The organism is Sphingomonas sp. MMS24-J45 (assembly GCF_044881195.1).
Taxonomy (GTDB): domain Bacteria; phylum Pseudomonadota; class Alphaproteobacteria; order Sphingomonadales; family Sphingomonadaceae; genus Sphingomonas.
Window position 1 is genome coordinate 3,271,727 of record NZ_CP173255.1, and the last position, 22,441, is coordinate 3,294,167.

Annotated in this window: 19 protein-coding genes and 1 pseudogene; 8 read left to right on the forward strand and 12 right to left on the reverse strand. The window is 65.3% G+C overall.

Annotation, left to right across the window (positions count from 1 at the left end):
* Positions 1-4 precede the first annotated feature (4 nt).
* Positions 5-547 (reverse strand): (2Fe-2S)-binding protein, encoded by a 543-nt coding sequence (locus tag AB5I39_RS15690; protein ID WP_404368915.1) that lies wholly within the window; start codon positions 545-547, stop codon positions 5-7.
* Between the two features lie 123 nt (positions 548-670).
* On the opposite strand from AB5I39_RS15690, the gene AB5I39_RS15695 reads away from it, so the two are divergent.
* Both AB5I39_RS15695 and AB5I39_RS15700 read left to right on the forward strand, forming a co-directional pair.
* Positions 671-1,468, forward strand: a complete 798-nt coding sequence (locus tag AB5I39_RS15695; protein WP_404368918.1) for a DODA-type extradiol aromatic ring-opening family dioxygenase — start codon at positions 671-673, stop codon at positions 1,466-1,468.
* Positions 1,469-1,539: 71 nt separating this feature from the next.
* The gene (locus tag AB5I39_RS15700; protein WP_404368921.1) at positions 1,540-2,100 is read left to right on the forward strand and encodes a hypothetical protein; all 561 of its coding nucleotides are present in this window, start codon (positions 1,540-1,542) and stop codon (positions 2,098-2,100) included.
* Positions 2,101-2,330: 230 nt separating this feature from the next.
* On the opposite strand, the gene AB5I39_RS15705 is transcribed toward AB5I39_RS15700, so the two are convergent.
* The 4 genes from AB5I39_RS15705 to AB5I39_RS15720 all read right to left on the reverse strand — a co-directional run bounded on the left by AB5I39_RS15705 (position 2,331) and on the right by AB5I39_RS15720 (position 6,753).
* The gene (locus AB5I39_RS15705; RefSeq protein ID WP_404368923.1) at positions 2,331-3,092 is read right to left on the reverse strand and encodes a class II aldolase/adducin family protein; all 762 of its coding nucleotides are present in this window, start codon (positions 3,090-3,092) and stop codon (positions 2,331-2,333) included.
* A 67-nt stretch (positions 3,093-3,159) separates the two neighbouring features.
* Positions 3,160-4,284, reverse strand: a complete 1,125-nt coding sequence (locus tag AB5I39_RS15710; protein WP_404368926.1) for a CaiB/BaiF CoA transferase family protein — start codon at positions 4,282-4,284, stop codon at positions 3,160-3,162.
* Positions 4,284-5,468, reverse strand: coding sequence for an acyl-CoA dehydrogenase (locus AB5I39_RS15715; RefSeq protein ID WP_404368929.1), 1,185 nt, complete (start codon positions 5,466-5,468; stop codon positions 4,284-4,286). Before AB5I39_RS15715 ends, AB5I39_RS15710 begins: the two co-directional genes overlap by 1 nt.
* Positions 5,469-5,508: 40 nt before the next feature.
* Positions 5,509-6,753, reverse strand: coding sequence for a TetR/AcrR family transcriptional regulator (locus AB5I39_RS15720; protein ID WP_404368932.1), 1,245 nt, complete (start codon positions 6,751-6,753; stop codon positions 5,509-5,511).
* Between the two features lie 144 nt (positions 6,754-6,897).
* On the opposite strand from AB5I39_RS15720, the gene AB5I39_RS15725 reads away from it, so the two are divergent.
* The 6 genes and pseudogenes from AB5I39_RS15725 to AB5I39_RS15750 all read left to right on the forward strand — a co-directional run bounded on the left by AB5I39_RS15725 (position 6,898) and on the right by AB5I39_RS15750 (position 13,680).
* Positions 6,898-8,181 carry an acyl-CoA dehydrogenase family protein gene (locus tag AB5I39_RS15725; protein WP_404368934.1) on the forward strand — a complete coding sequence of 428 codons (1,284 nt, stop codon included), beginning with the start codon at positions 6,898-6,900 and terminating at the stop codon, positions 8,179-8,181.
* Complete coding sequence (locus tag AB5I39_RS15730; RefSeq protein WP_404368937.1) at positions 8,178-9,263, forward strand: Zn-dependent alcohol dehydrogenase; 1,086 nt, start codon at positions 8,178-8,180, stop codon at positions 9,261-9,263. The genes AB5I39_RS15725 and AB5I39_RS15730 overlap by 4 nt, the downstream gene beginning before the upstream one ends.
* Positions 9,263-10,330 carry a phosphotransferase family protein gene (locus AB5I39_RS15735; protein ID WP_404368939.1) on the forward strand — a complete coding sequence of 356 codons (1,068 nt, stop codon included), beginning with the start codon at positions 9,263-9,265 and terminating at the stop codon, positions 10,328-10,330. The genes AB5I39_RS15730 and AB5I39_RS15735 overlap by 1 nt, the downstream gene beginning before the upstream one ends.
* Positions 10,331-10,333: 3 nt before the next feature.
* On the forward strand, positions 10,334-11,098 hold the full coding sequence (locus AB5I39_RS15740) for an SDR family NAD(P)-dependent oxidoreductase (protein WP_404368942.1): 765 nt from the start codon (positions 10,334-10,336) through the stop codon (positions 11,096-11,098).
* Positions 11,099-11,178: 80 nt separating this feature from the next.
* A pseudogene (locus AB5I39_RS15745) lies at positions 11,179-11,992 on the forward strand (SDR family NAD(P)-dependent oxidoreductase).
* Positions 11,993-12,132: 140 nt separating this feature from the next.
* Positions 12,133-13,680 carry an alpha/beta hydrolase family protein gene (locus AB5I39_RS15750; RefSeq protein ID WP_404374191.1) on the forward strand — a complete coding sequence of 516 codons (1,548 nt, stop codon included), beginning with the start codon at positions 12,133-12,135 and terminating at the stop codon, positions 13,678-13,680.
* Here AB5I39_RS15750 and AB5I39_RS15755 read toward each other — a convergent pair.
* The 7 genes from AB5I39_RS15755 to AB5I39_RS15785 all read right to left on the reverse strand — a co-directional run bounded on the left by AB5I39_RS15755 (position 13,647) and on the right by AB5I39_RS15785 (position 22,420).
* Positions 13,647-14,477, reverse strand: a complete 831-nt coding sequence (locus tag AB5I39_RS15755) for a dienelactone hydrolase family protein (protein ID WP_404368945.1) — start codon at positions 14,475-14,477, stop codon at positions 13,647-13,649. The two genes, AB5I39_RS15750 and AB5I39_RS15755, sit on opposite strands and share 34 nt — an antisense overlap.
* A gap of 4 nt (positions 14,478-14,481) precedes the next feature.
* Entirely contained in the window at positions 14,482-15,360 is an 879-nt protein-coding gene (locus AB5I39_RS15760; protein ID WP_404368948.1) for an acyl-CoA thioesterase, read from the reverse strand.
* The gene (locus tag AB5I39_RS15765) at positions 15,360-16,487 is read right to left on the reverse strand and encodes an acyl-CoA dehydrogenase family protein (RefSeq protein WP_404368951.1); all 1,128 of its coding nucleotides are present in this window, start codon (positions 16,485-16,487) and stop codon (positions 15,360-15,362) included. The genes AB5I39_RS15760 and AB5I39_RS15765 overlap by 1 nt, the downstream gene beginning before the upstream one ends.
* A 95-nt stretch (positions 16,488-16,582) precedes the next feature.
* Positions 16,583-17,764, reverse strand: coding sequence for an acyl-CoA dehydrogenase family protein (locus AB5I39_RS15770; protein ID WP_404368954.1), 1,182 nt, complete (start codon positions 17,762-17,764; stop codon positions 16,583-16,585).
* A complete protein-coding gene (locus AB5I39_RS15775; protein ID WP_404368957.1) occupies positions 17,765-19,066 on the reverse strand; it encodes an amidase family protein in 1,302 nt (433 codons plus the stop codon).
* A complete protein-coding gene (locus AB5I39_RS15780) occupies positions 19,063-21,093 on the reverse strand; it encodes a 3-hydroxyacyl-CoA dehydrogenase NAD-binding domain-containing protein (protein ID WP_404368960.1) in 2,031 nt (676 codons plus the stop codon). The genes AB5I39_RS15775 and AB5I39_RS15780 overlap by 4 nt, the downstream gene beginning before the upstream one ends.
* Before the next feature lie 94 nt (positions 21,094-21,187).
* Positions 21,188-22,420, reverse strand: coding sequence for a serine hydrolase domain-containing protein (locus AB5I39_RS15785; RefSeq protein WP_404368963.1), 1,233 nt, complete (start codon positions 22,418-22,420; stop codon positions 21,188-21,190).
* Between the last annotated feature and the right edge of the window lie 21 nt (positions 22,421-22,441).

Genomic DNA, 22,441 nt, shown 5'->3' on the forward strand with positions numbered 1-22,441 from the left:
GGATTCAGCGATTGCGCGGGATCAGCGCTGGTACTTCGCGCGCAGCATCCGCCGGAGAGATGCCGGGGGCAGGCGGCGCCTCGATCGTCTCGTCGCCGCGCTGCACGCTTGCCGCCAGCAGGATCGCCTCAATCAGCCGGGGATAGATGCCGCAGCGGCACAGATTGGTGATTCCGGCGCGAATATCGTCCTCGCTCGGGTTGCGGTTCTTCTTCAGCAGCACCGCCGCCGCCATCACGATGCCGGGGATGCAGAATCCGCATTGCACGACATTGCCCGCGACCAGCGCCATCTGCACTGGATGCGTGCGCTCGCGCGACAGGCCCTCGATCGTCGTGACGAAACTCCCCTCGATCGCGCCGATCGTCCGCTGGCACGATCGCACCGCCTCACCGTCAATATCCACGGTGCACGCGCCACACTCGCCATTGCCGCAGCCATATTTGGTGCCGGTCAGGTTCGACGCATCGCGCAGCGCCCACAACAACGGCGTTTGCGGGTCGAGCTTGTACTGCACGGGCTGGTTGTTGACGGTGAAGCGAGTCATCCGTGCCGGTGTAGCGCGGGATCCGCAAACGCCCAACTGTTCGCTCGAACCGAACAGCGATGGAAACGACTCGTTTCGCACCTCGCGATTGTGGTGCGGCGCGCGTGCGCCGATATCTTGCGCATGGCGCTCCCGACCCTCTTCATCCCGCACGGCGGCGGCCCGTGCTTCTTCATGGATCCGGCCGGCGGACCGTCCGATCCGATGTGGCGCAGGATGCAGGCCTATCTCGCGGGCCTGCTCGCGTCGCTGCCCGAACGGCCGCACGCGATCCTGCTCGTCTCGGGTCATTGGGAAACGCCCGAGCTGGCGATCAACGTCAGCGACGGGCATCCGCTTACCTACGATTATTACGGCTTCCCGCCGCATACCTACCAGCTCGATTGGCCGTCGCACGGATCGCCCGAGCTCGCGCGCCGCGTCGGCGAACTGTTGAGTGCTGGCGGTTTCGCGCATCACGACGAAGCGCGCGGCTGGGACCACGGCGTGTTCATCCCGATGATGGTCGCGGTGCCCGAGGCCAACATTCCGCTCGTCCAACTGTCGCTGCGCGCCGATCTCTCGCCCGAGGCGCACATCGCGATCGGCCGCACGCTCGCCCCCTTGCGCGACGAAGGCGTGCTGATCGTCGGATCGGGCATGAGCTTCCACAATCTGCGCGTACGCGGCCCACAAGCGACCCCGCAGGCCGACGTCTGGGATGCCGCGCTGACCGCCGCGGTGACCGATCCCGATCCGCACGCCCGCGCCACCCGCGTCGCCGCGTGGGAGACGCTGCCGCACGCCCGCTTCGCGCACCCGGAGGCGGAGCATCTTCTCCCGCTGATGGTCGCACTCGGCGCGGGCGGGGAGGGGCCAGCGGTGCGCGACTATAGCGACCACGTTCTTGGCTGGGCGGTGTCGGGTTATCGTTTCGGATGAGCGCGGCATTGCCTGCATCCGGGGGGCGTCCTAAGCCGTAAGGGTCACACAGTCCTCGACGGAGACCGGTCTTGCGCCATCTGACGATCCTGCTCGCGCTTATCGCCACACCCGCGCTGTCGGCTGAGACCGACACGGGCACAAAGGCCGCCGCGCTGCTGGCAGGGACCGCCGGGCGCTGGCAGGGCGAGCTGCAATATCGCGATTATCAGAGCAACACTTGGCAGGGCCTGCCGATGACGGTGACGATCGCTGCCCAGCCCGATAGGGTCACGACCGTCCGCACCGCGCAATTCGATGATGGTCCGAAGACCGGGATCGTCACGATCACCACCGTCAATGCGGTCGATCCGGTCGCCGCGACGCTTAGCTATGCCGCGTTTCGCCGCAGCCGCCCGACCGACACTGGCGTGGAGCAGATCAGCGCGGCCGAAGCCGGCGCGGATGCAACCCATTGGAAAATCGTGACAATGGAACGGCGCACTGACGGCAATCAAGTCGCCGACGTCCGCGAAACCACCACACGCGACGGCGATACGCTGACCACGCTGAAGGAGGTCAATCCGGTGGAGGACGGCAAGGACGAATGGCTGCCGCGCAACCGTTCTGTGCTGCGTCGCGTCGGAGGATAGCGGCGCAGCACCGCGCGCTGTCCTACACGCGCGCGACCTGTCATGCTGGCGGTCCGCTCTTTGGAACCGTCAGCCTTCATGCTCGCGCACCCGGCGCGCGAAGACCCTGCGATGGTGCGACCTTATGTGACTTTAAGCGCTACCGCGCCCGTCCGATCGGGTCGGGCGTAACGCGCCTGCCCCGGCCGCAGCACCTCTTGCGAGTGGCACTTTCGCAACTTTCGGGTCGGTTATGCCCGCCAGCCCGTGTCGATCTTGTCGACCAGCCGCACCATCGCGGCAAAGTCCGCCGCGCCGGGGCCACCCGGAACCTGCGCCAGATGCAGGTCGCGCTGATGCACCTTGATGACCTCGTCCGACACTTCCAGCGGCTCGCCCATTCCCATCGTCGCCACCTGGATCTCGCACGCGCGCTGCAGCGACCAATGCTTCACGAATGCCTCGGGCAGCGTCTTGCCCATCACGAGGATGCCATGATTGCGCAGCAGCATCACCCGCTTGTCGCCGAGATGTTCGAGCAAGCGCTCGCCTTCCTCATCGCGCACCGTGACACCTTCGAAATCATGGTATGCGATTTGCCCAATGAAATTGCAGGCGTAGAAATTGGTCGGCCGCAGCCCGCCCTTCAGCGAACTGACCGCCATGCCCGCAGTCGTGTGGGTGTGCATGATGCAATGCGCATCGGGCAGATGGCGGTGGAACAGCGCGTGCTGGACGAAGCCCGCGCGGTTCACCGGATAGGGTGAATCGTCCAGCTTGTTCCCGTCAATGTCGATCTTGACCAGGCTGGAGGCCGTCACTTCGCTGAAATGCAGGCCGAACGGGTTGATCAGGAACGCGCCATCCTCGCCCGGAATCTTGAGCGTGATGTGGTTGTAAATCATCTCCGACCAGCCGAGCATCGCGAACACGCGGTAGCAGGCAGCAAGCTGCTGGCGCGCTTCCCATTCGGCTTCGGTCATTTGCGTTGGGGCAATTGCGGCGGTGGCCATGACGCTTCTCCTGATCGATTTTGCGACGTTATCGCATGTTCGGTATGGCCGCGCAAACCTGCTTGGGTCAGATCAGCGCGGCGATCTCGTCCTCGCTCAGCCCCGCCTCGGCAAGGATCGCGGCGCCCTCGTCGCGGGCACCCATCTGCGGCGGCACGGTCTCGCTGACCGAATAGCGCGGGGCAGGGGCCGGCTGCACGATCCCGCCCGCCGTCACGAAGGTGCCGCGTGCCACATTGTGCGGATGCTGCGTTGCCTCCTCGAAATCGAGCACCGGCGCCACGCACGCCTCATGCCCCTCGAATGCCGCAACCCACTCGTCGCGGCTACGCTGCTTGAACCGCACGACAAGCTCCTGCTTCAATGCGGGCCAGCCCGAGGGCACGAACTGCGCATCCCACTCCGCCCCGTCGAGCCCCATAACCCGGCGCAGCGCGGCATAGAATTGCGGCTCGATCGCCCCGACCGCCAGCCATTTGCCATCGGCGGTCTCATAGGTGTCGTAAAAATGCGCCCCGCCATCGAGCAGGTTCGTGCCGCGCCGGTCGCCCCACCGGCCTTGCCCGCGCATCCCCCAGATCATCGATGTCAGCACCGCTGACCCATCGGTCATCGCGCAATCGACCACCTGGCCCACGCCGGTCGTCTTCGCCTGCAGCATCGCCGCCAGCATCCCGAAGGCGAGCATCATCCCGCCCCCGCCGAAGTCGCCGACCAGGTTCATCGGCGCAACCGGCTTGCCGCCCGCATCGCCGATCGCATGGAGCGTGCCCGAAATGGCGATATAATCGATGTCGTGCCCCGGCTCCGACGCCAACGGGCCGGTCTGGCCCCAGCCGGTCATCCGCCCGAACACCAGCTTCGGATTGTCGCCGATCAACACGTCCGGCCCCAGCCCGAGCCGCTCCATCACGCCGGGCCGAAACCCTTCGATCAGCCCGTCGCACGTCGCCGCGATCCGGCGCACCGCGGCTACCGCTTCGGGCTTCTTCAGGTCCAGCGCGATCGTCCTGCGGGAGCGCAGCAGCGGGTCGCGCGCATCGTCGCTAACCCCGCCACCGCTGCCCGGCCGCACCACGCGGATCACCTCGGCCCCGTGATCGGCCAGCATCATCCCGCAAAACGGACCCGGTCCGATCCCGGCCAGTTCGAGGATACGGAGACCCGAGAGCGGGGCGGGGGCGCTGCTCATCAGAACGCCGCGATCCCGGTGATCGCCCGGCCTAGGATCAGTGCATGGACATCATGCGCGCCCTCGTAGGTGTTCACCGTCTCAAGGTTCATCAGGTGGCGCATCACCTGATATTCTCCGCTGATGCCGTTGCCGCCATGCATGTCACGGGCGTTGCGGGCGATATCGAGCGCCTTGCCGACATTGTTGCGCTTGACGATCGAGATCATCTCCGGTGCGAACTTGCCGGCATCCATCAACCGCCCGACGCGCAGGCTGGCTTGCAGGCCCAGCGCAATTTCGGTTTCCATGTCGGCGAGCTTCTTCTGATAAAGCTGCCGCCCCGCCAGTGGCGTCCCGAACTGCTGCCGGTCGAGTCCGTACTGCCGCGCGGCGTGAAAGCAGAACTCCGCCGCGCCAAGCGCACCCCAGCTGATGCCGTAGCGCGCCCGGTTGAGGCAACCGAACGGCCCCTTCAGCCCCTGGACATCGGGCAAGAGTGCGTCCTCAGACAGCTCGATTTCGTCCATCAGGATCATGCCCGTGATCGACGCGCGCAGCGACAGCTTGCCCTCGATCTTCGGCGTCGCGAGGCCCTTGGCACCCTTCTCGACGATGAAGCCGCGAATGCCGTCGCCATGCGCTTCGGACTTCGCCCAGATGACAAACACGTCGGCGATGGGCGCGTTGCTGATCCAGGTCTTGGCCCCCGACAGAACGTAGCCCCCATCGACCTTCTTCGCCCGCGTCGTCATGCTACCGGGGTCGGAACCGGCATCGGGTTCGGTCAGGCCGAAGCAGCCGATCCATTCGCCGGTCGCCAGCTTAGGCAGGTACTTCATCTTTTGCGCCTCGGACCCGTAGGCGAGGATCGGGTACATCACGAGGCTCGACTGCACCGACATCATCGATCGATAGCCCGAGTCGATCCGCTCCACTTCCCGCGCCACCAGCCCATAAGCGACGTACGACGCACCGACGCCGCCATATTGCTCCGGCACCGTCGGCCCGAGCAGCCCGAGTGCGCCCATCTCGCGGAAGATTTCGGGGTCGGTCACTTCATTCTGAAACGCATCGACGATCCGCGGCGCGAGCTTGTCTTGCGCATAGGCCCGCGCCGAGTCGCGGATCATCCGCTCATCGTCTTCCAATTGATCGTCGAGGAAGAAGGGATCGGCCCAATCGAAACGCGCCATCTCGGCCATGCTACAGCTCCAGAACTACGGAAATACGGTTACGCGGCGGCTATTGCCCCAGCACGCGATCGTCGAACAGCCCGAAGGCCAGGGTCGAGGCATAATAGCTGATCGCCCGCTCGCGCGTCATCGTGCTTGCCCATTTGCGCATGTCGAATGCGGCATTCTGCATCGCCATCAGCGCTTGCGAGGCGACCAGCGGATCGACCGGGCGGATCGATCCTTCGGCGATACCGTCGCTCATCGTACCCGCAAAGCGCCGCGCGATCCGGTTCGACCGATCGACCATCTCGCGCCGCGCATCCCCAGGCAGACCGGACAGCGCGGTAGTACGCAATAGCGGCCCGCGCTCGGAGAATTGGACGTCGAGCAAGGTCGCGATCGTCCCGGAAAGCCGGTCCCAATGCGAGCCGCCGCGCTCATCCGCCAGCCGCTGCGCGTCGGCGACGGTGTCGAGGCTTCGCTTGTAACAGGCGAGAACGAGGTCGTCCTTGGCGTCGAGATGGTGGTAGAAGCTGCCCTTGGTTACGTTCAATTCGGAGGCGATCTTCTGCACCGATGCGCCACGATAGCCGAGCTCGTTGATCAGCCGCGTCGCCGCCAGCAGGAACGCCTCGCGCCCCGGCTCGGGCTCGTCATGCGCCAGATCGATCAGGGTAGGATCCCAGCGCGCCTTTGGCCCAGCAATGCCGTGCGCGAACACGTCCATCAGCCGTTCCTCGACCCGGGCGTATTGATCGGGTTCGTAGCGATTGAGCCAGACTGGCAGCCAGAAAGTGTTCTCGAGCAGCACATGCGCCCGCCCGCCATGCAAATCGGTCTGCGCGCGGTTGGCGGCGGGGCCCCACAGGCTGCGCGTCTTGCGGAAGACTTCGCGCCATCCGGTCATCAACCGGCCGAGCACCGGCTCCTCCATCGCGCGCAGATCGGACAGGATCGCGAAGGCGGTTTCCTCCCCGCGCTGAATCCGCGCCAGCCGCGTCATGTTAAGCGAAAGATATTTTGCGACCCGGGCGTGCGGGGTCGGTTCGGCTAGCGACTCGTCGAGCATCGCCAGCAGCTTTTCCAGCGTATGTTCGAAACATGCCGCCGCCAGGTCTTCCTTACGCTTGAAATAATAGGTGACGCTGGTCGTGTTCAGCCCGACTCGGCGCGCGACATCGGCGAAGGTCATGCCTTTCGCGCTTTGTTCGTTGATCGCCTCGGCCGCCGCTGCCAGGATCGCGTCGCGCTTGGCGCGAAAGCGCTTGGTGCTGGTATCTTCGTCCAGCGCGATGGTCTCATTGGCCTCCATAGCGAAACTGTAACACTATCTTTTAGAAGAAACAGTCCCTTTCAAGCGGACTGCGAATGCGGGTGTTTTGATGCTCGAAGGCGCTTTACCGAAAACGCGGTACGGTCTAACGACCCGTTCAACAGCAGATTTTGGAGAGCGGCGATGGACTTCACACTCAGCGAACGCGAAAGCTATTTCCGGGACCGCGTGCGGACGTTCATCGACCAGAATATCCGCCCGCGCCAGGCCGAGTTCGAGGAACAGCACCACACCGGCGAGCGCTGGAAGGTGATTCCGGTGATCGAGGAGATGAAGGAAAAGGCCAAGGCCGCCGGCCTGTGGAATTTCTTCATGCCGCCGCATTCGGGCCAGACCCATGTCGATGACACGTTCGAATTCGAAGGTACGCAGCTCACCAACCTCGAATATGCGCTGTGCGCGGAGGAGATGGGCAAGATCGGCTGGGCGAGCGAGTGCTTCAACTGCTCGGCGCCCGACACCGGCAACATGGAAGTGCTCCACCGCTACGGCACGCGCGAGCAGAAGGAGCGCTGGCTGCGCCCGTTGATGCACGGCGAAATCCGCTCGGTCTTCCTGATGACCGAGCCGGCGGTGGCGTCCTCTGACGCAACCAACATCGAGACGAGCATCGTCCGTGACGGCGACCATTACGTCATCAACGGCACGAAGTGGTGGTCGTCGGGCGTGGGCGATCCGCGTTGCAAGATCGGCATCCTGATGGGCAAGACCAACCCCAATGCCTCGCGCCACAGCCAGCAGAGCCAGATCTTGGTGCCGATGGACACGCCGGGCGTGACGATCAAGCGCATGCTGTCGGTCTATGGGTACGACCACGCGCCGCACGGGCATGGCGAAGTGGTGCTCGAAAACGTGCGGGTGCCGGTCGAAAACCTGTTGCTGGGCGAAGGTCGCGGGTTCGAGATCGCGCAAGGGCGCCTCGGGCCGGGCCGCATCCACCATTGCATGCGCACGATCGGCGTCGCCGAAACCGCGATCGAGGCCATGGCCAAGCGCCTTCTGTCGCGCGTCGCCTTCGGCAAGCGGATCGCCGATTTCTCGGTGTGGGAGGAGCGCATTGCCCGCGCTCGGATCGATATCGAGATGACACGTCTGCTATGCCTGAAGGCCGCCGACATGATGGACCGTGCGGGCAACAAGAGCGCGCAGCAGGAAATCGCGATGATCAAGGTGCAGGCGCCCAACATGGCGCTGTCGATCCTCGACGACGCGATCCAGGCGCATGGCGGCGGCGGCGTGTCGGACGATTTCCGTCTGGCGCACGATTGGGCAGCGATGCGGACGCTGCGCTTTGCCGACGGCCCGGACGAAGTCCACAACCGCGCCATCGCCCGCAACGAATTCGGCAAGTACGCCGAATACAAGGCCGACCGCGTATCGAGCGGCGATCTGGCGGCAACCCGGTGAAAGCCGCCGTCCTTTACGCGCCGAAATCGGAACTGGTGATCGAGGACATTTCTGTCTCCGATCCCGGCCCGCGCGAAGTGCTGATCCGCACCGTGGCGTGCGGGGTATGCCGCAGCGACCTGCACTTCGTCGATGGTGCCTTTCCGCATCCGATGCCGACGGTGCCGGGACATGAGGCAGCGGGAATCGTCGAGGCGGTCGGATCGGACGTAGCGCATCTGAAGGTCGGCGACCACGTCATCACCTTCTTCACGGTGTTCTGCGGCAGTTGCGAGATGTGCGTTACGGGGCGCCCGTCGCTGTGTGTCGATCCGTCAACTCGGCGGGCGAAAGGTGCGCCGCCGCGGCTCAGCCTGAAAGACGGCACCCCGCTCGCGCCGTTCCTCAACCTGTCCGCCTTTGCCGAAATGATGTTGGTGCACGAAAACGCCTGCGTCGCGATCGACAAGGCGATGCCGCTCGACCGGGCCGCTTTGCTCGGCTGCGCGGTGATCACCGGGGCTGGCGCGATCTTCAATGACAGCCAGCTCCGTCCCGGCGAGACCGTCGCGGTAATCGGCTGCGGCGGGATTGGCCTCGCCGCGATCAATGCCGCCAAGATTGCGGGCGCGGGGCAGATCCTCGCGATCGATCCCGTCGCCGACAAGCGCGCGCTGGCCGAGAAATTGGGTGCGACCGATCTGCTCGATTCGAATGATCCGGACCTCGCCAAGAAGGTCGCAGCGATGACCGCGGGCGGGGTCCATTACGCCATTGAGGCGGTCGGCCGCCCTGAAACCGCCGAGCTCGCCTGGACGATCCTGCGGCGCGGCGGCACCGCGACCATCCTGGGCATGATTGCGCCGGGCGGAGAGGTGAAGATCGCAGGTCCGACCTTCCTGACGGGCAAGAAGCTGCAAGGCTCGCTGCTCGGCTCGACGCGCTTCCCGATCGACATGCCGCGGCTGGTGCGGCTCTATCTCGACGGCAAGCTCGATCTGGACACGATGGTGGCGGAGCGGATCACGCTCGACGGCGTCAACGACGCGCTCGCCAAACTCCGCACCGGCGACACGGTGCGCTCGGTCATCGAGTTCGCATGATGGCCGACAGCGCAGACATTTCGATGGTCGGCACGATCCCGGTCCCTGCCGACGATACGATCGATCCGGCGGCGGTCGGCGCTTGGATGAAGGGCCATATGCCCGACATCGACGGACCGGTGGCGCTGTCGAAGTTCAAGGGCGGCCAGTCGAACCCGACCTATCGCGTTGATGCAGGCGGGAAGAGCTATGTCCTGCGTCGCCAACCGTTCGGCAAGTTGCTGCCCTCCGCGCATGCGGTCGATCGCGAATATCGCCTGATCGCCGGATTGCACCCGACCGGTTTCCCGGTACCCGCGCCGTTCGGGCTGTGCGACGATCCGGCTGTCATCGGATCGATGTTCTACGTCATGGAAATGGTCCAGGGTCGCAGCCTGTGGGACGGCGCGCTGCCGGGCATGACGCCGGTCGAACGCCGCGCGCATTACGATGCAATGGTCGATACGTTAGCGGCGCTCCATAACACCGATTACGTCGCGGCCGGGCTGGGCGAGTATGGTCGCCCCGGCAATTATTTCGAGCGCCAGGTCGCGCGCTGGACCAAGCAATATCGCGCCTCCGAAACCGAGCATATGCCGGCGATGGAGTCGCTGATCGAATGGCTGCCGGCGACCTTGCCCGAACAGACGCGCACTTCGATCGTCCACGGCGATTACCGCATCGACAACATGATCTTCGCGCCCGATGCGCCGAAGGTGATCGCGGTGCTCGATTGGGAGCTCTCGACGCTGGGCGATCCGCTCGCCGACATCGCCTATTTCCTGATGAACTGGGTGACCGAGCCGGAAGGGCGTTCGGGCGTGATGGGCCTTGCGGGGCCCGACACCGGCATCCCCACGGTGGACGAGGTGGTCGAGCGTTATTGCGCCGCAACGGGGCGCGACGCCCTGCCCAACCTCAACTGGTACTTTTCGTACAGCCTGTTCCGCCTGGCGGGCATCGTGCAGGGCATCAAGAAACGCATCGTCGATGGGACCGCCTCCAGTGCGCAGGCGGCGAAGACCGCCGAGCGGGTCGGGCCGCTCGCCACCGCGGCATGGGATTTCGCGAAACGGGCAGGGGCGTAAAGCATGTCGCAATTCGATCTGGCGGGAAAAGTCGCGGTCATCACCGGCTCCTCGCGCGGGATTGGCAGGGCGAGCGCGTTTGAGTTAGCCGAACATGGGGCAAAGGTCGTCATTTCGAGCCGCAAGCAGGATGCCTGCGATGCGGTCGCCGCCGAAATCAACGCGAAGTTCGGGGAGGGCACCGCCATCGCGGTTGCCGCCAACATTTCCGACAAGGCGGGCCTGCAGCATCTGGTCGACGAGACGCGCCGCGTGTTCGGGCAGATCGACGTGCTGGTCTGCAACGCTGCGTCCAATCCCTATTACGGGCCGCAGGCGGGAATTTCGGACGAGCAGTTTCGCAAGGTGCTCGACAACAATATCGTGTCGAACCACTGGCTGATCGCGATGGCCGCGCCCGAAATGCGCGAGCGCCGCGCCGGGAGCATCATCATCATCTCCTCGATCGGCGGCATCCGCGGCACGCCGATCATCGGTGCCTATGCCATTTCCAAGGCGGCGGACATGCAGCTCGCGCGCAATCTGGCGCATGAATTCGGGCCCGATAATGTGCGCGTGAACTGCATCGCGCCGGGCCTGATCAAGACCGATTTCGCGCGCGCGCTGTGGGAAGATCCGGCACGGATCGCCGAAGCGAACCAGCGCGTGCCGCTGCGCCGGATCGGCGAACCGGAAGAAATCGCGGGCGCGGCGGTGTTCCTGGCGAGCGCGGCGAGCAGTTTCATGACCGGTCAGACGATCGTGCTCGACGGGGGCGTGACGATCTGACGATTCCGTCACCCCAGCGTAGGCTGGGGTCTCGTGGTGGCGGTCTAGACGAAAGGCTTAAGATCCCAGCCTTCGCTGGGATGACGGAGGTGGGTATGCGGTTCAGCGGCAAGTCGATCATCGTGACCGGGGCGGGCTCGGGCATCGGCCGCGCGGCGGCGCAGCTGTTCGCGGCGGAAGGGGGCAGCGTGCTTGCCGCCGATCTGTCGGATACGGTGCACGAAACCGCCGCGATGATCGACAAGGCGGGCGGCACGGCCCACGCGATCCAGATCGACGCCGGGTCGGAGGAAGACGTGATCCGCGTGGTCAACGTCGCGTGCGAATATTATGGCGGGCTGGACGTGATGTTCGCCAATGCCGGGATTTCCGGCGGCATGGCCAATATCTTCGACACCGATGTCGCGCTGATCACCGAAGTGCTGCGCGTCAATCTGATCGGGCCGTATCTCGCGATCAAGCACGCCGCGCCCAGGATCGCCGAGCGCGGCGGCGGTGCGATCGTGCTGACGGCGAGCGTGGCGGGCATTCGCTCCGGCGCGGGGTCGCCGGCCTATTCCGCGTCGAAGGCGGGCGTCATCAATCTGGCGATGGTGTCGGCGCAGCAGCTTTCCGGATCGAACGTCCGCGTCAACGCGATCTGCCCCGGCCTGACCGAGACCGGCATGACCAAGCCGACCTTCGATTATGCGCGCGAGGCGGGCAAGATGGATCGAGTTCGGGCGGTTGAACCCGCTGCGCCGTGGTGCGCAGCCCGAGGAACTCGCCAAGGTTGCCGCCTTCCTCGCCTCCGACGACGCGAGCTATGTCAACGGTCAGGCGATCGCGGTCGATGGCGGATTGTCGTCGAGCCACCCGGTCACGCGCCAGGAATATGGCAAGACGGCGGTATGACGCCACCGCGTAACCGCGGCTGGCTGGCGCTGATCGGCCTGCTGCTGATCTTCGGCGGCGCGCTGTGTGCGATGCTGGTCCGTACGTCGGGCGGCGTGTCGGTGCGCGACATTCGCTTCGTCGGCACCGGCGGCACGGTGATGAGCGCTTTGCTCTATGTGCCGGATACGGCGACGGCAGCGCGCAAGGCACCGGGCATTCTGGCGGTCCACGGGTACATCAACAGCCGCGAGACGCAGGACGGCTTCTCGATCGAATTCGCTAGGCGCGGCTATGTCGTGCTCGCGCTCGACCAGACCGGGCATGGCTATAGCGGCGGCAAGGCGTTTTCGAACGGCTTCGGCGGGCCGGATGGGCTCAAATACCTCCGTTCCCTGCCGATGGTCGATACGAACCAGATCGGGCTGGAGGGACACAGCATGGGTGGCTGGACCGTGCTTGCCGCCGCCGCGGCGATGCCCGATGCCTATCGCGCGATCGTGCTGGAAGGGTCGTCCACCGGGGCACCCTATGCTAGGGAGGGCAGCCCAGCCTGGCCGCGCAATCTCGCGCTGGTGTTCAGCCGATACGACGAATTTTCCAAGATCATGTGGGGCAGCGATCGCGCCGTCGATGTGCCCAGCGGCAGCGCCAAGCTGAAGCAGGTGTTCGGCACCAGCGAAACGATCGCGCCGGGTAAGGTCTATGGATCGATCGCAGCCGGGACGGCGCGGGTGCTGTATCAGCCCGCGACGACGCATCCGGGCGTCCATATCTCGACCGTCGCGATCGGCCACGCGACCGACTGGTTCGCGCGCACGCTCACCGGCGGGACGCCGCGCCCGGCCAGCGACCAGATCTGGTATTGGAAGGAGATCGCCACCGGCGTGTCGCTGATCGGCTTCGTGCTGCTGGTGCTCGGCAGCTTCGATCTGCTGGTGCGAAGCACGCCGTTCGCGGGGTTGCGGCATGAGCCCAGCGTGTCCCGGGCGGTGCGGGATCGTCGCTGGAGGCGCGGCTACTGGCTGACCTTGCTGGTGCCGACCTTGCTCTTCTATCCTTGTTTCATTGCGGTCTATCTGCTGGTCCCGGCGAACCCGGTTCTACCGCAGACAGTGACGACGCAGGTTGCGGTGTGGGCGCTGGTCTGTGCCGGGGCGGGGGTGGCTTTGCGGCGCTTCGGGCCGACTGACGTGCGGCAGGAGGAAAGGCGGTGGTTCCCGGCGCTCGGCATCGCCTTGGCCACGACGGCAATTGCCTATGCTGCCGTATTTGCGGTCGATCGGCTGTTCGGCACCGACCTGCGTTTCTGGATCCTCGCGGTGAAATGGCCGGACGCGCGGCACTGGGGGATCGCGCTGATCTATGTGGTGCCAATTTCCGTCGCCTTCCTGATCCAGCAGCGCGGCGTGCTCGCGCTGGCGGCCGGCACCGGGCGGCCTTATCGTAGCGCGGCCATGATAATGGGCGGCGGGATCGGCGTTCTGATGGCGCTGATCTATGCCATTTTCTTCGCGACCGGCACACTGATCACCGGGTTTGATCCGCTGACAACGGTGATCGCGCTGCAATTCGTCGCGGTGTTGCCGGTCATTGCGCTGATCGCGGTTTTCTGCTGGCGGCGGACGGGGAGCCATCGTGCAGGGGCGCTGCTGACCGGGCTGTTGGTCACGCTCTACGTCGTCGCCGGAACCGCGACGCAGGGGTAGACGGCGAGCCGTTCGCGGAAGAAAGCGATCACTTCCTCTGCCGCTGCCCGCGTCGGCTCTCCGTCGGCATCGATCAGATCGTCGGTGAAGACGCTGTGCGGCGGTTTGCCTGCGCGGACCAGCACGCTTGTCGGATTGGCGCAGGCGTCGGGCAGTTCGACGCCGGTGAACGAGTCTCCGAACGCGCGCCGCAGCGTATCGAACTTCGCCGGCTTCGACAGCGGATCGCCCTCGAAGCGATAGCCACGCAGGCGAAGCCCCCCATCCTCGGTGCGCCGCTTGACGGTCGCCAGATCGCGCGCGGAGATGTCGAGCCCGGCTGGGTCGAGCGCTGGCATCCCCGGCTGCGCCAGCACCGGGGCGAGCACGACGGGATCGACCGCCATCGACAGCGCGAACCCGCCGGTCAGGCACATACCGATCACGCCTACACCCGGCCCGCCACATTCGGCATGGGCCTGTCGCGCGAGCGGGCGCAGCCAGTCGACGATCGGGCTGGATTGGCCGGTGCGGAACAGGGTGAACTCGCGGCTGATGCACAGGCCGTACAGTCGCCGCCGCGTGATCCGGGTCGGGTTGGTGGCATCGGGCGTGCCGAGCAGGATCGGCGCATAGACCCGCATCCCAGCCGCCGCGACCCAGCGGCAGAAGCGCGCAAGCTGCGGCGTGAAGCCATAGACCTCGTGTATGACGATCACCGCCGGGCCCGCATCGCCCAGCAGCAGCACTGGCTTGGTCTTGCCGTCGAAGGTGAAGTCGCGGCGCGAAAAGTCTGAAATGTCCGGGTTTAGCGGCACGACGTCACTCCCGAAGGCGAATCAGCCCCTCTTGCGCGACGCTCGCCACCAACCGCCCGTCACGCGCGAAAATCTTGCCGCGATTGAAACCCCGCGCGTGACCCGCCCACGGGCTGTCGCAGACGTAGAGCAGCCATTCATCGGCGCGGAACGGCTCGTGCAGCCAGACAGCGTGATCGAGGCTGGCCGTCTGCAATTTGTGCGTCATCCAGTTGACGCCATGCGCCAGCGTCGCGGTGCCGAGCAGCGACATGTCGGAGGCATAGGCCAGGATCGCGCGGTGCATCGCCGGATCGTCGCCGATCGGCGCGACGACCCGGAACCAGCTATTCTGCGCCGGGGCCTGCTTGACTGGGTCGAGCCAGCTGCGCGGCGACACCGGCCGGATATCGACCATGCGCGGCCGCAGGAAATTGGCGCGGAATCGCTCCGGAATGCGATCGATCATCGCCAGCCGGAGCTCGCGATCGCTCTTCAGCTCTTCGGGCGGTGTCACCTCGGGCATCGTGTCCTGATGTGCCAGCCCCTCCTCGGGCCGCTGCAGCGAGCAGGTCATGCTGAGGATCGGCTGGCCGTGCTGAGTCGCGATCACCCGGCGTGTCGCGAAGCTCTTGCCGTCGAAATCGCGCACCACGCGGTACACGATCGGATGGTCCTCCGCGCCCGGCCGCATGAAATAGGCGTGGAGCGAGTGTGCGATCTTCGGCTCCTCGGTCGAACGCTGCGCCGCCTGCAACGCCTGACCGATCACCTGCCCGCCGAAAACACGCCCGAAGCCGTCATTGCCGAGCTTGCCGCGATACAGATCGGTGTCGATCTCCTCGACATCGAGCAGATCGACCAGCTGCGCAGCAAGCTGTTCCGGGGAAGGCGACGCTTCCATCAATAGCCCGCTGCGCGCGCGATGCGGTCGGCGTGGAAATTCGCATCGCCGAACATCTCGGCCAGCACCCGGCCGCGCTTCATGTAGAAGCCGATGTCGTATTCATCGGTCATGCCGATGCCGCCGTGCATCTGCACGCCTTCCTGCACCGCGAGCGTTGTCGCCATCGCGGTCATCGCCTTGGCGACCGATACGGCGGTGTCGGCGGCGTCGCTGCCCGCATCGAGCAATTGCTGCCCCTTCAGCACGGCGGCGCGGGCGACCTCCATTTCGCTGTAGAGATGCGCGGCGCGGTGCTGCAGCGCCTGGAAGCTGCCGATCGTCGTGCCGAACTGCTTGCGCTGCTTGAGATAGCCGATCGTCATGTCCATCGCGCCGCCGCCAACGCCGAGCAGCTCGGCCGAGGCACCGGTGCGCCCTGCGCGTAGCAGGCGGTCGAGCGGCGAGCGGCCTGCATCGATCTCGCCGATCACGGCGTCGGCATCGACCTCGACGCCATCGAAGTCGAGCCGCGCGGCGATGCTCGAGTCGGCGAGGCGCTCGGGGGTGGCGGTCAGCTTGGCGGCATCCTTCGGGATGGCGAACAGGGTGACGCCCTCGGCATCGTCCGCGCCGCCAGCGGTCCGCGCCGCGACGATCAGCAGGTCTGCGACATGGCCGTGGGTGACGAACTGCTTCTTGCCCGTCAGCCGGAACCCGTTGCCCGATCGCTCGGCCTTCAGCGCGACACTGTCGCGATGCTTGGCCTGTTCGTCGATCGCCAGCGCGGCAACGGTGTCGCCCGACAGGATGCCGGGGAACCAGCGATCGGCATGAGCGGTACCCTTCAGCGCCTCGACCGCCGCGACCGCCGTGGTCAGGAAGGGGGAGGGCGACAGGTTGCGACCGATCTCTTCGAGCACGACGCCAGCCTCGACATGGCCCATGCCGAGCCCGCCGGCATCTTCGCCGATCAGGATGCCGGTGAAGCCCATTTCGGCAAAGCTCTTCCACAAATCGCGGCTGAAGCCGGTCGGGTCCTTCGCATCGCGCAGCGCGCGCATGTGCTTGACGGGCGCATTTTCGCCCACGAAATCGCGGATCGTGTCCTGCAGGGCGGTTTGGTCTTCGTTGAGGAACAGGGGCATTGGGAGGGTCTCCGTGTTCCGGCGGAGGCCGGAACGCTGGGTTTTATGGTTCTTCGATCGCTAACGCCCCGGCCTGCGCCGGAGCGCGGCTGGGCTCAGGCGCCGGGCAATTCCAGAATCCGCTTGGCGATGATGTTGAGCTGGACCTCGCTCGTCCCGCCCTCGATAGAGTTGGCCTTGGTGCGCAGCCAGGCGCGGGCCTCGGCACCGCCGCGCGAGGCTTCGCTCTCCCATTCGAGCAGATCGGAGCCGCCCGCCGCCATCATCAGCTCGTGCCGCGACTTGTTGAGCTCGGTGCCATAGTACTTCATCATCGACGGCTGGGCGGGGTGCGCGCGACCGGCTTTCAGCTCATCGATGAAGCGCTCGGACATCGACCCGAATGCCTTGGCGCGGACCTCGAAAGTTGCGATAGTTGCGCGCAGAAGGGGGTCGGCCAGGCGCCCCTCATGATCCAACCCGATCGTCGCAATTGCGCCTTCTATCAATGGGTTACCGCCCGAACTTGCCAGGCCCATGCCGGAAATCATCTCGCGTTCGTGACCCAACAGGTACTTCGCGACATCCCAGCCCTTATTCTCGTCATGCACGCGCTGCGACTTGGGCACCTTCACATTGTCGAAAAAGGTTTCGCAGAAGGGCGAATAGCCCGAAATCAGCAGGATCGGCTTGGTCGACACACCGGGCGAAGCCATGTCGAACAACACGAAGCTGATCCCGCCCTGCTTGCTGCTCTTGTCGGTACGGACGAGGCAGAAGATCCAGTCGGCCTTGTCGGCGTAGGAGGTCCATACCTTCTGCCCGTTGATGATGTAATGGTCGCCCGCATCTTCGGCGCTGGTCGCGAGGCTGGCGAGGTCGGACCCGGCGTTCGGCTCGCTATAGCCCTGGCACCAGCGGATTTCGCCGCGTGCGATCTTGGGCAGATAATCGAGCTTCTGCTCCTCCGTGCCGTACTTCAGCAGCGCTGGCCCGAGCATCGAAATACCGAAGGAATTCAGTGGATTGCGTGCCTTTATTGCCGCCATTTCTTCGCGCAGAATCTTGGTTTCGGCAGGCGACAGGCCACCGCCACCATAGGCGACCGGCCAATCCGGCACGGTCCAGCCGCGCGACGCCATGGCGTCCATCCATTCCTTCTGCCCCGGCTGATATTCGGCGTTGCGGCCGCCCCAGCAGGCGTCCCTTTCGGAGCGGACGGGTTCGCGCATTTCGGGCGGGCAATTCGCCTCCAGCCACGCGCGGGTTTCGGTGCGGAAGGTCGCAAGGTCGGTCATCTATCGGCTCCAGACAAGATCGTGCGCCACGCGGGCGACGGCTATGGCGGTGTGGTCGGCGTATCGGTCGGCGATGACCTGGATGCCGATCGGCAATCCGTCGGCGTCGGTGCCGACGGGAACGGAGGTGGCGGGCAGCAGCGGGAAGGTCGCGAGGCCGGGATAGGCGATCTGCGCGGCTGATGGCGTCGTCTCGCCGTCGATCACAAAGGTGCGATCGGCAAGCGGGGTGTCGTCGTGCGGAAAGGCGGTCGTGCCCCAGGCAGGCGCGATCACCGCATCGTATTCGCGGAACAGGCGGCGCCAGGCCCGGCGATTGGCGGCTTGGCGATCAAGCAGCACGATCATCGGGGTCGATGGCGGGCCGCTGGGTGAAGGGGCCCCGCGTGCCATCGCCACTGCCAGGATGCGCATATAATCCTGATGTTGTGCAACAAGATCTGGGACTAAGTCGCTGCTATGATCCACTTTCGCGCCCGCTGCCGCGAACGCGGCGCCGACCGTCTCGACCTGCGCCGCCACCGCCTCCGATGCTTTGGCGAGCGGGTGTTGCGATAGGATCAGGATGCGCCAATCGGCGACATCGCGCGGTGCGGGTTTGGGCAGCGGCAAATCGCTGACCAGATCGAGCGCCAACGCCAGATCGTCCGGATCGCGGGCGAGGGGGCCGATCACGCTGAGATTGGGTGCTGCCCCCTGCGTCCGCGGGAAATAGTGCCCGTCGGTATCGAGCATCCCGAAGGTTGGCTTGTGCCCCCATACCCCGCAAAACGCGGCGGGCACGCGGATCGAGCCGCCGATGTCCGAGCCGAATTCGAGCGGCACGAAGCCAGCCGCCAGCGCCGCCGCCGACCCGCCCGATGATCCGCCACTCACCCGGTCGAGGTTGTGCGGGTTCCGCGTGCGCCCGTAATTCGGGTTGTTGGTTTGCAGATCGGCCAGCCCGACAGGGATGTTGGTCTTGCCGAGAATCACCGCGCCCGCCGCCTTCAACCGCCGGACGGCGACGGCATCCTCGCTCGCGATATGATCGGCATGTTCGGCAAAGCCCCAACTGGTCGGGAGCCCCGCGATGTCGAAGCTTTCCTTTATCGTCATCGGCACGCCGAGCAGCGCACGATTGTCCTTCGGCCCGGCATCGATCGCCTGCGCCGCCGCGCGCGCGCGATCGAAATCGCGCACGACGACCGCGTTGATCTCACCATCGCCCGATTCGATCCGCGCGATCGCGGCCTCGCACTCGGCGAGCGCCGTCGTTTCGCCCGCCCGGATCGCGGCGGCGGTGGCGATGGCTGACTTCAATTGAAGCGTCCGTTGCTCTCGGCCTTGCTCTTGAGCAATTCGCTGACGGCAAAACCGTGCTTTTCTAGGCCCGCGACGATCTTCTTCAGACCCTCGCTATCGGCCCAGAACATCGGCCCGCCACGATAGACCGGCCAGCCATAGCCGTAGATCCACACGACATCGATGTCCGACGCACGCTGCGCCATCTTCTCTTCCAGGATCAGCGCGCCTTCGTTGACCATTGTATATAGGGTCTTTTCGATGATCTCAGCGTCGCTGATCTCGCGCTTCTGCATGTTCGATTTGGAGCGGAAATCCTCGATGATCTCGGCGACGCGGGGGCTCGGGCTGGGGTTCCGCTTCTCGTCATAATCGTAGAAGCCCTTCTGGGTCTTCTGGCCCCAGCGGCCTTCGGCGGCGAGTGCGTCGCGGATGCTCTCGATCCGGGTCGGGTCGCGGTGCCAGCCGATATCGACACCGGCCAGATCGCTCATCTGGAACGGTCCCATCGGCATGCCGAATTCGACATGGACGCGGTCGATCTGCTCTGGCGTCGCGCCTTCCATCAGCAGCTTCATCGCCTCGACCTGGCGCGGCTTGAGCATCCGGTTGCCGATGAAGCCGTCGCACACGCCGGCCACCACCGCCACCTTCTTGATCGTCTTGCTGAGCGCCATGACCGTTGCCAGCACATCGTCGGCGGTCTTTTCCCCGCGCACGACTTCCAGCAACTTCATGACGTTAGCGGGCGAGAAGAAGTGCATGCCGAGCACGTCGCCGGGCCGGTTGGTCGAGGCGGCGATTTCGTTGACGTCGAGATACGAGGTGTTCGAGGCGAGGATCGCGCCGGGCTTGCAGATCGCATCGAGCTTCGCGAAAATTTCCTTCTTCACGTCCATATTCTCATACACCGCTTCGATGATGAGGTCGCAGTCGGCGAGGCTGTTGAAATCAAGCGTCGGGGTCAGCGCGCCCATTGCCGCTTCGACCTGCTCCGGCTTCAGGCGGCCCTTGGCGGCGGAGGCCTCGTAATTCTTGCGGATCACGCCGGTGCCGCGATCAAGCGCTTCCTGCGCCATTTCGACGATCGTGACGGGAATGCCTGCCGACAGGAAGTTCATCGAAATGCCGCCGCCCATCGTGCCCGCGCCGATGACGCCGACCTTCTTGATCGGGCGCAGCGCGATGTCGCTGGCGATGCCGTCGATCTTCGCGGCCTGACGTTCGGCGAAGAAAATGTGGCGCTGCGCGGCGGACTGCACGCCCATCATCAGCTTCATGAACTCAGCGCGTTCGAACGTGATGCCGTCCTCGAAGCTCGATCCGTCGGCGGCCTTCTCGACGCATGCGATGTTGGCGGCGGGCGCGTCGAAACCGCGGAAGCGCTTGGCATTCTCCTTCTTGAACGCGGCGACCGCTTCGGGATTGGCCTGCGCGACCTTTTCGCGGGCGCGGGGCAGGGGGCGTGCCGTCGCCACTTCGCGGGCGAAGGCGATTGCGTCGGCGACCAGGCTGTCCTCACCCGCAATGCGGTCGATCAACCCTGCAGCAAGCGCCGCCTTGGCCGAGATCGGATCGCCCTTGGCGGTCATTTCCAGCGCCAGCTTGACGCCCGCGATGCGCGGGATGCGCTGCGTGCCGCCGGCGCCGGGGAGCAGGCCGAGTTTCACCTCGGGCGTGCCGATCTTCGCGGAGGGCACGGCGATGCGGTAATGGCAGCCGAGCGAGACTTCGCATCCGCCGCCAAGCGCGGTGCCGTGGATCGCCGCGACGACCGGCTTATCAGCCAGTTCGATCAGATCGACCACGGTCGGCAGGCCGGGTTCCTGCATCGGACGGCCGAATTCGGTGATATCGGCACCCGCGAAGAAAGTGCGGCCATCGCAGCGGATCACCATTGCCTTCACCGCGTCATTGGCGAGGCCTTCCTTCACACCGGCTTCCAAACCCTGCCGCACCGCCGCGCCGAGCGCGTTGACGGGCGGATTGTTCGAGATGATCACGAGGACGTCGTCATGCAATTCGGTGGTGATCGGGCCGGTCATTCTTCTCTCCTGTGCTCCGGCGGAGGCTGAAGCCTTGGCCGCAAGCGGTTCGGTTGTAACGCAGCGCTCCGGCCCGCGCCGGAGCACGGGGAAATCAGGTCAGCGCGCTGTAGATCAACGTCTTCAACTCGCGCCGGATCGGGTAGACGTTGCTCGGGCTCATTTGCGTCATGAACACCATCGACAATTGCTCGACCGGATCAACGAAGAAGGCGGTCGAGAACATGCCGCCCCAATAATATTCGCCAACCGAGCCGGGAATCATCGAGCGTGCGACATCGATATTGACCGCAAAGCCAAGCCCGAAGCCGGTCCCCGCATTGGCCGCTTCGCTGAACAGCGATTTCGACATCGCGGCGAGATCGGAGCCGCCGGGCAGATGGTTCATCGTCATCAGCTCGATCGTCTTGCGCCCGACGATGCGTGCGCCGTCGAGTTCGCCGCCGTTCAGCAGCATCGTGCAGAAACGGTGGTAATCAAGCGCGGTCGAGACGAGACCTCCGCCGCCCGACACCAGTTTCGGCATCCGGCTCCACGCGCTTGCCTCGCCGCGATCGTACATCACGCGGCCCTTGCCGGGCACGAACGTGTAGCAATCGGTCAGGCGGTCGATCTTGTCCTCGGGCACCGCGAAGAACGTGTCGTCCATTTTGAGTGGCGCGAAGATGCGCGTCGCGAAAAAATCGGCGAGCGGCAGACCCGAAACGCGTTGCACCACGGCGCCGAGTACGTCGGTCGCGACCGAGTAGTTCCAGGCCTCGCCGGGCGAGAATTCCAGCGGCAATTGGCCGAGCGCCGCGATGAAACCGTCGAGATCGAGGTTGCCGTGCCAATTCTCGATCTTGCCTTCGCGGTACGCCGCGTCGATGTTCGAGCGATTCTGGAACCCATATGTCAGGCCGGAGGTATGGCGCAGCAGATCGACCATGCGCATCGGCTCCGCCGTCGGCCTGGTCTGGAACGGCACGCCGCCACCGCCGCCATTATAGACGCCGAGCCCTTTGAACTCGGGCAGGACGTGATGCACCGGCGTATCGACCGCGACCTTGCCCTCTTCGACCAGCATCATGAACGCGATCGAGGTGATCGGCTTGGTCATGCTGGCGATGCGGAACAGCGAGCCTTCGTCGATGCCCTTGCCGCCCTCGCGCGCTGCGCCTTGCGAGGAGAAATGGGCAATCTCGCCGCCCTGCGCGATCAGCAATTGGCAGTTGGGCAATTTCCCCGAATTGAGATAGCGCTCGTTCAGGAATGCATCGATCCGACCCAGGCGGGCGCGGTCGAATTGGCCGGTGACGGGCAGGTTCACGGTCATCTCGGTTTCCATACCCCCAATTCGAAAGTTCGC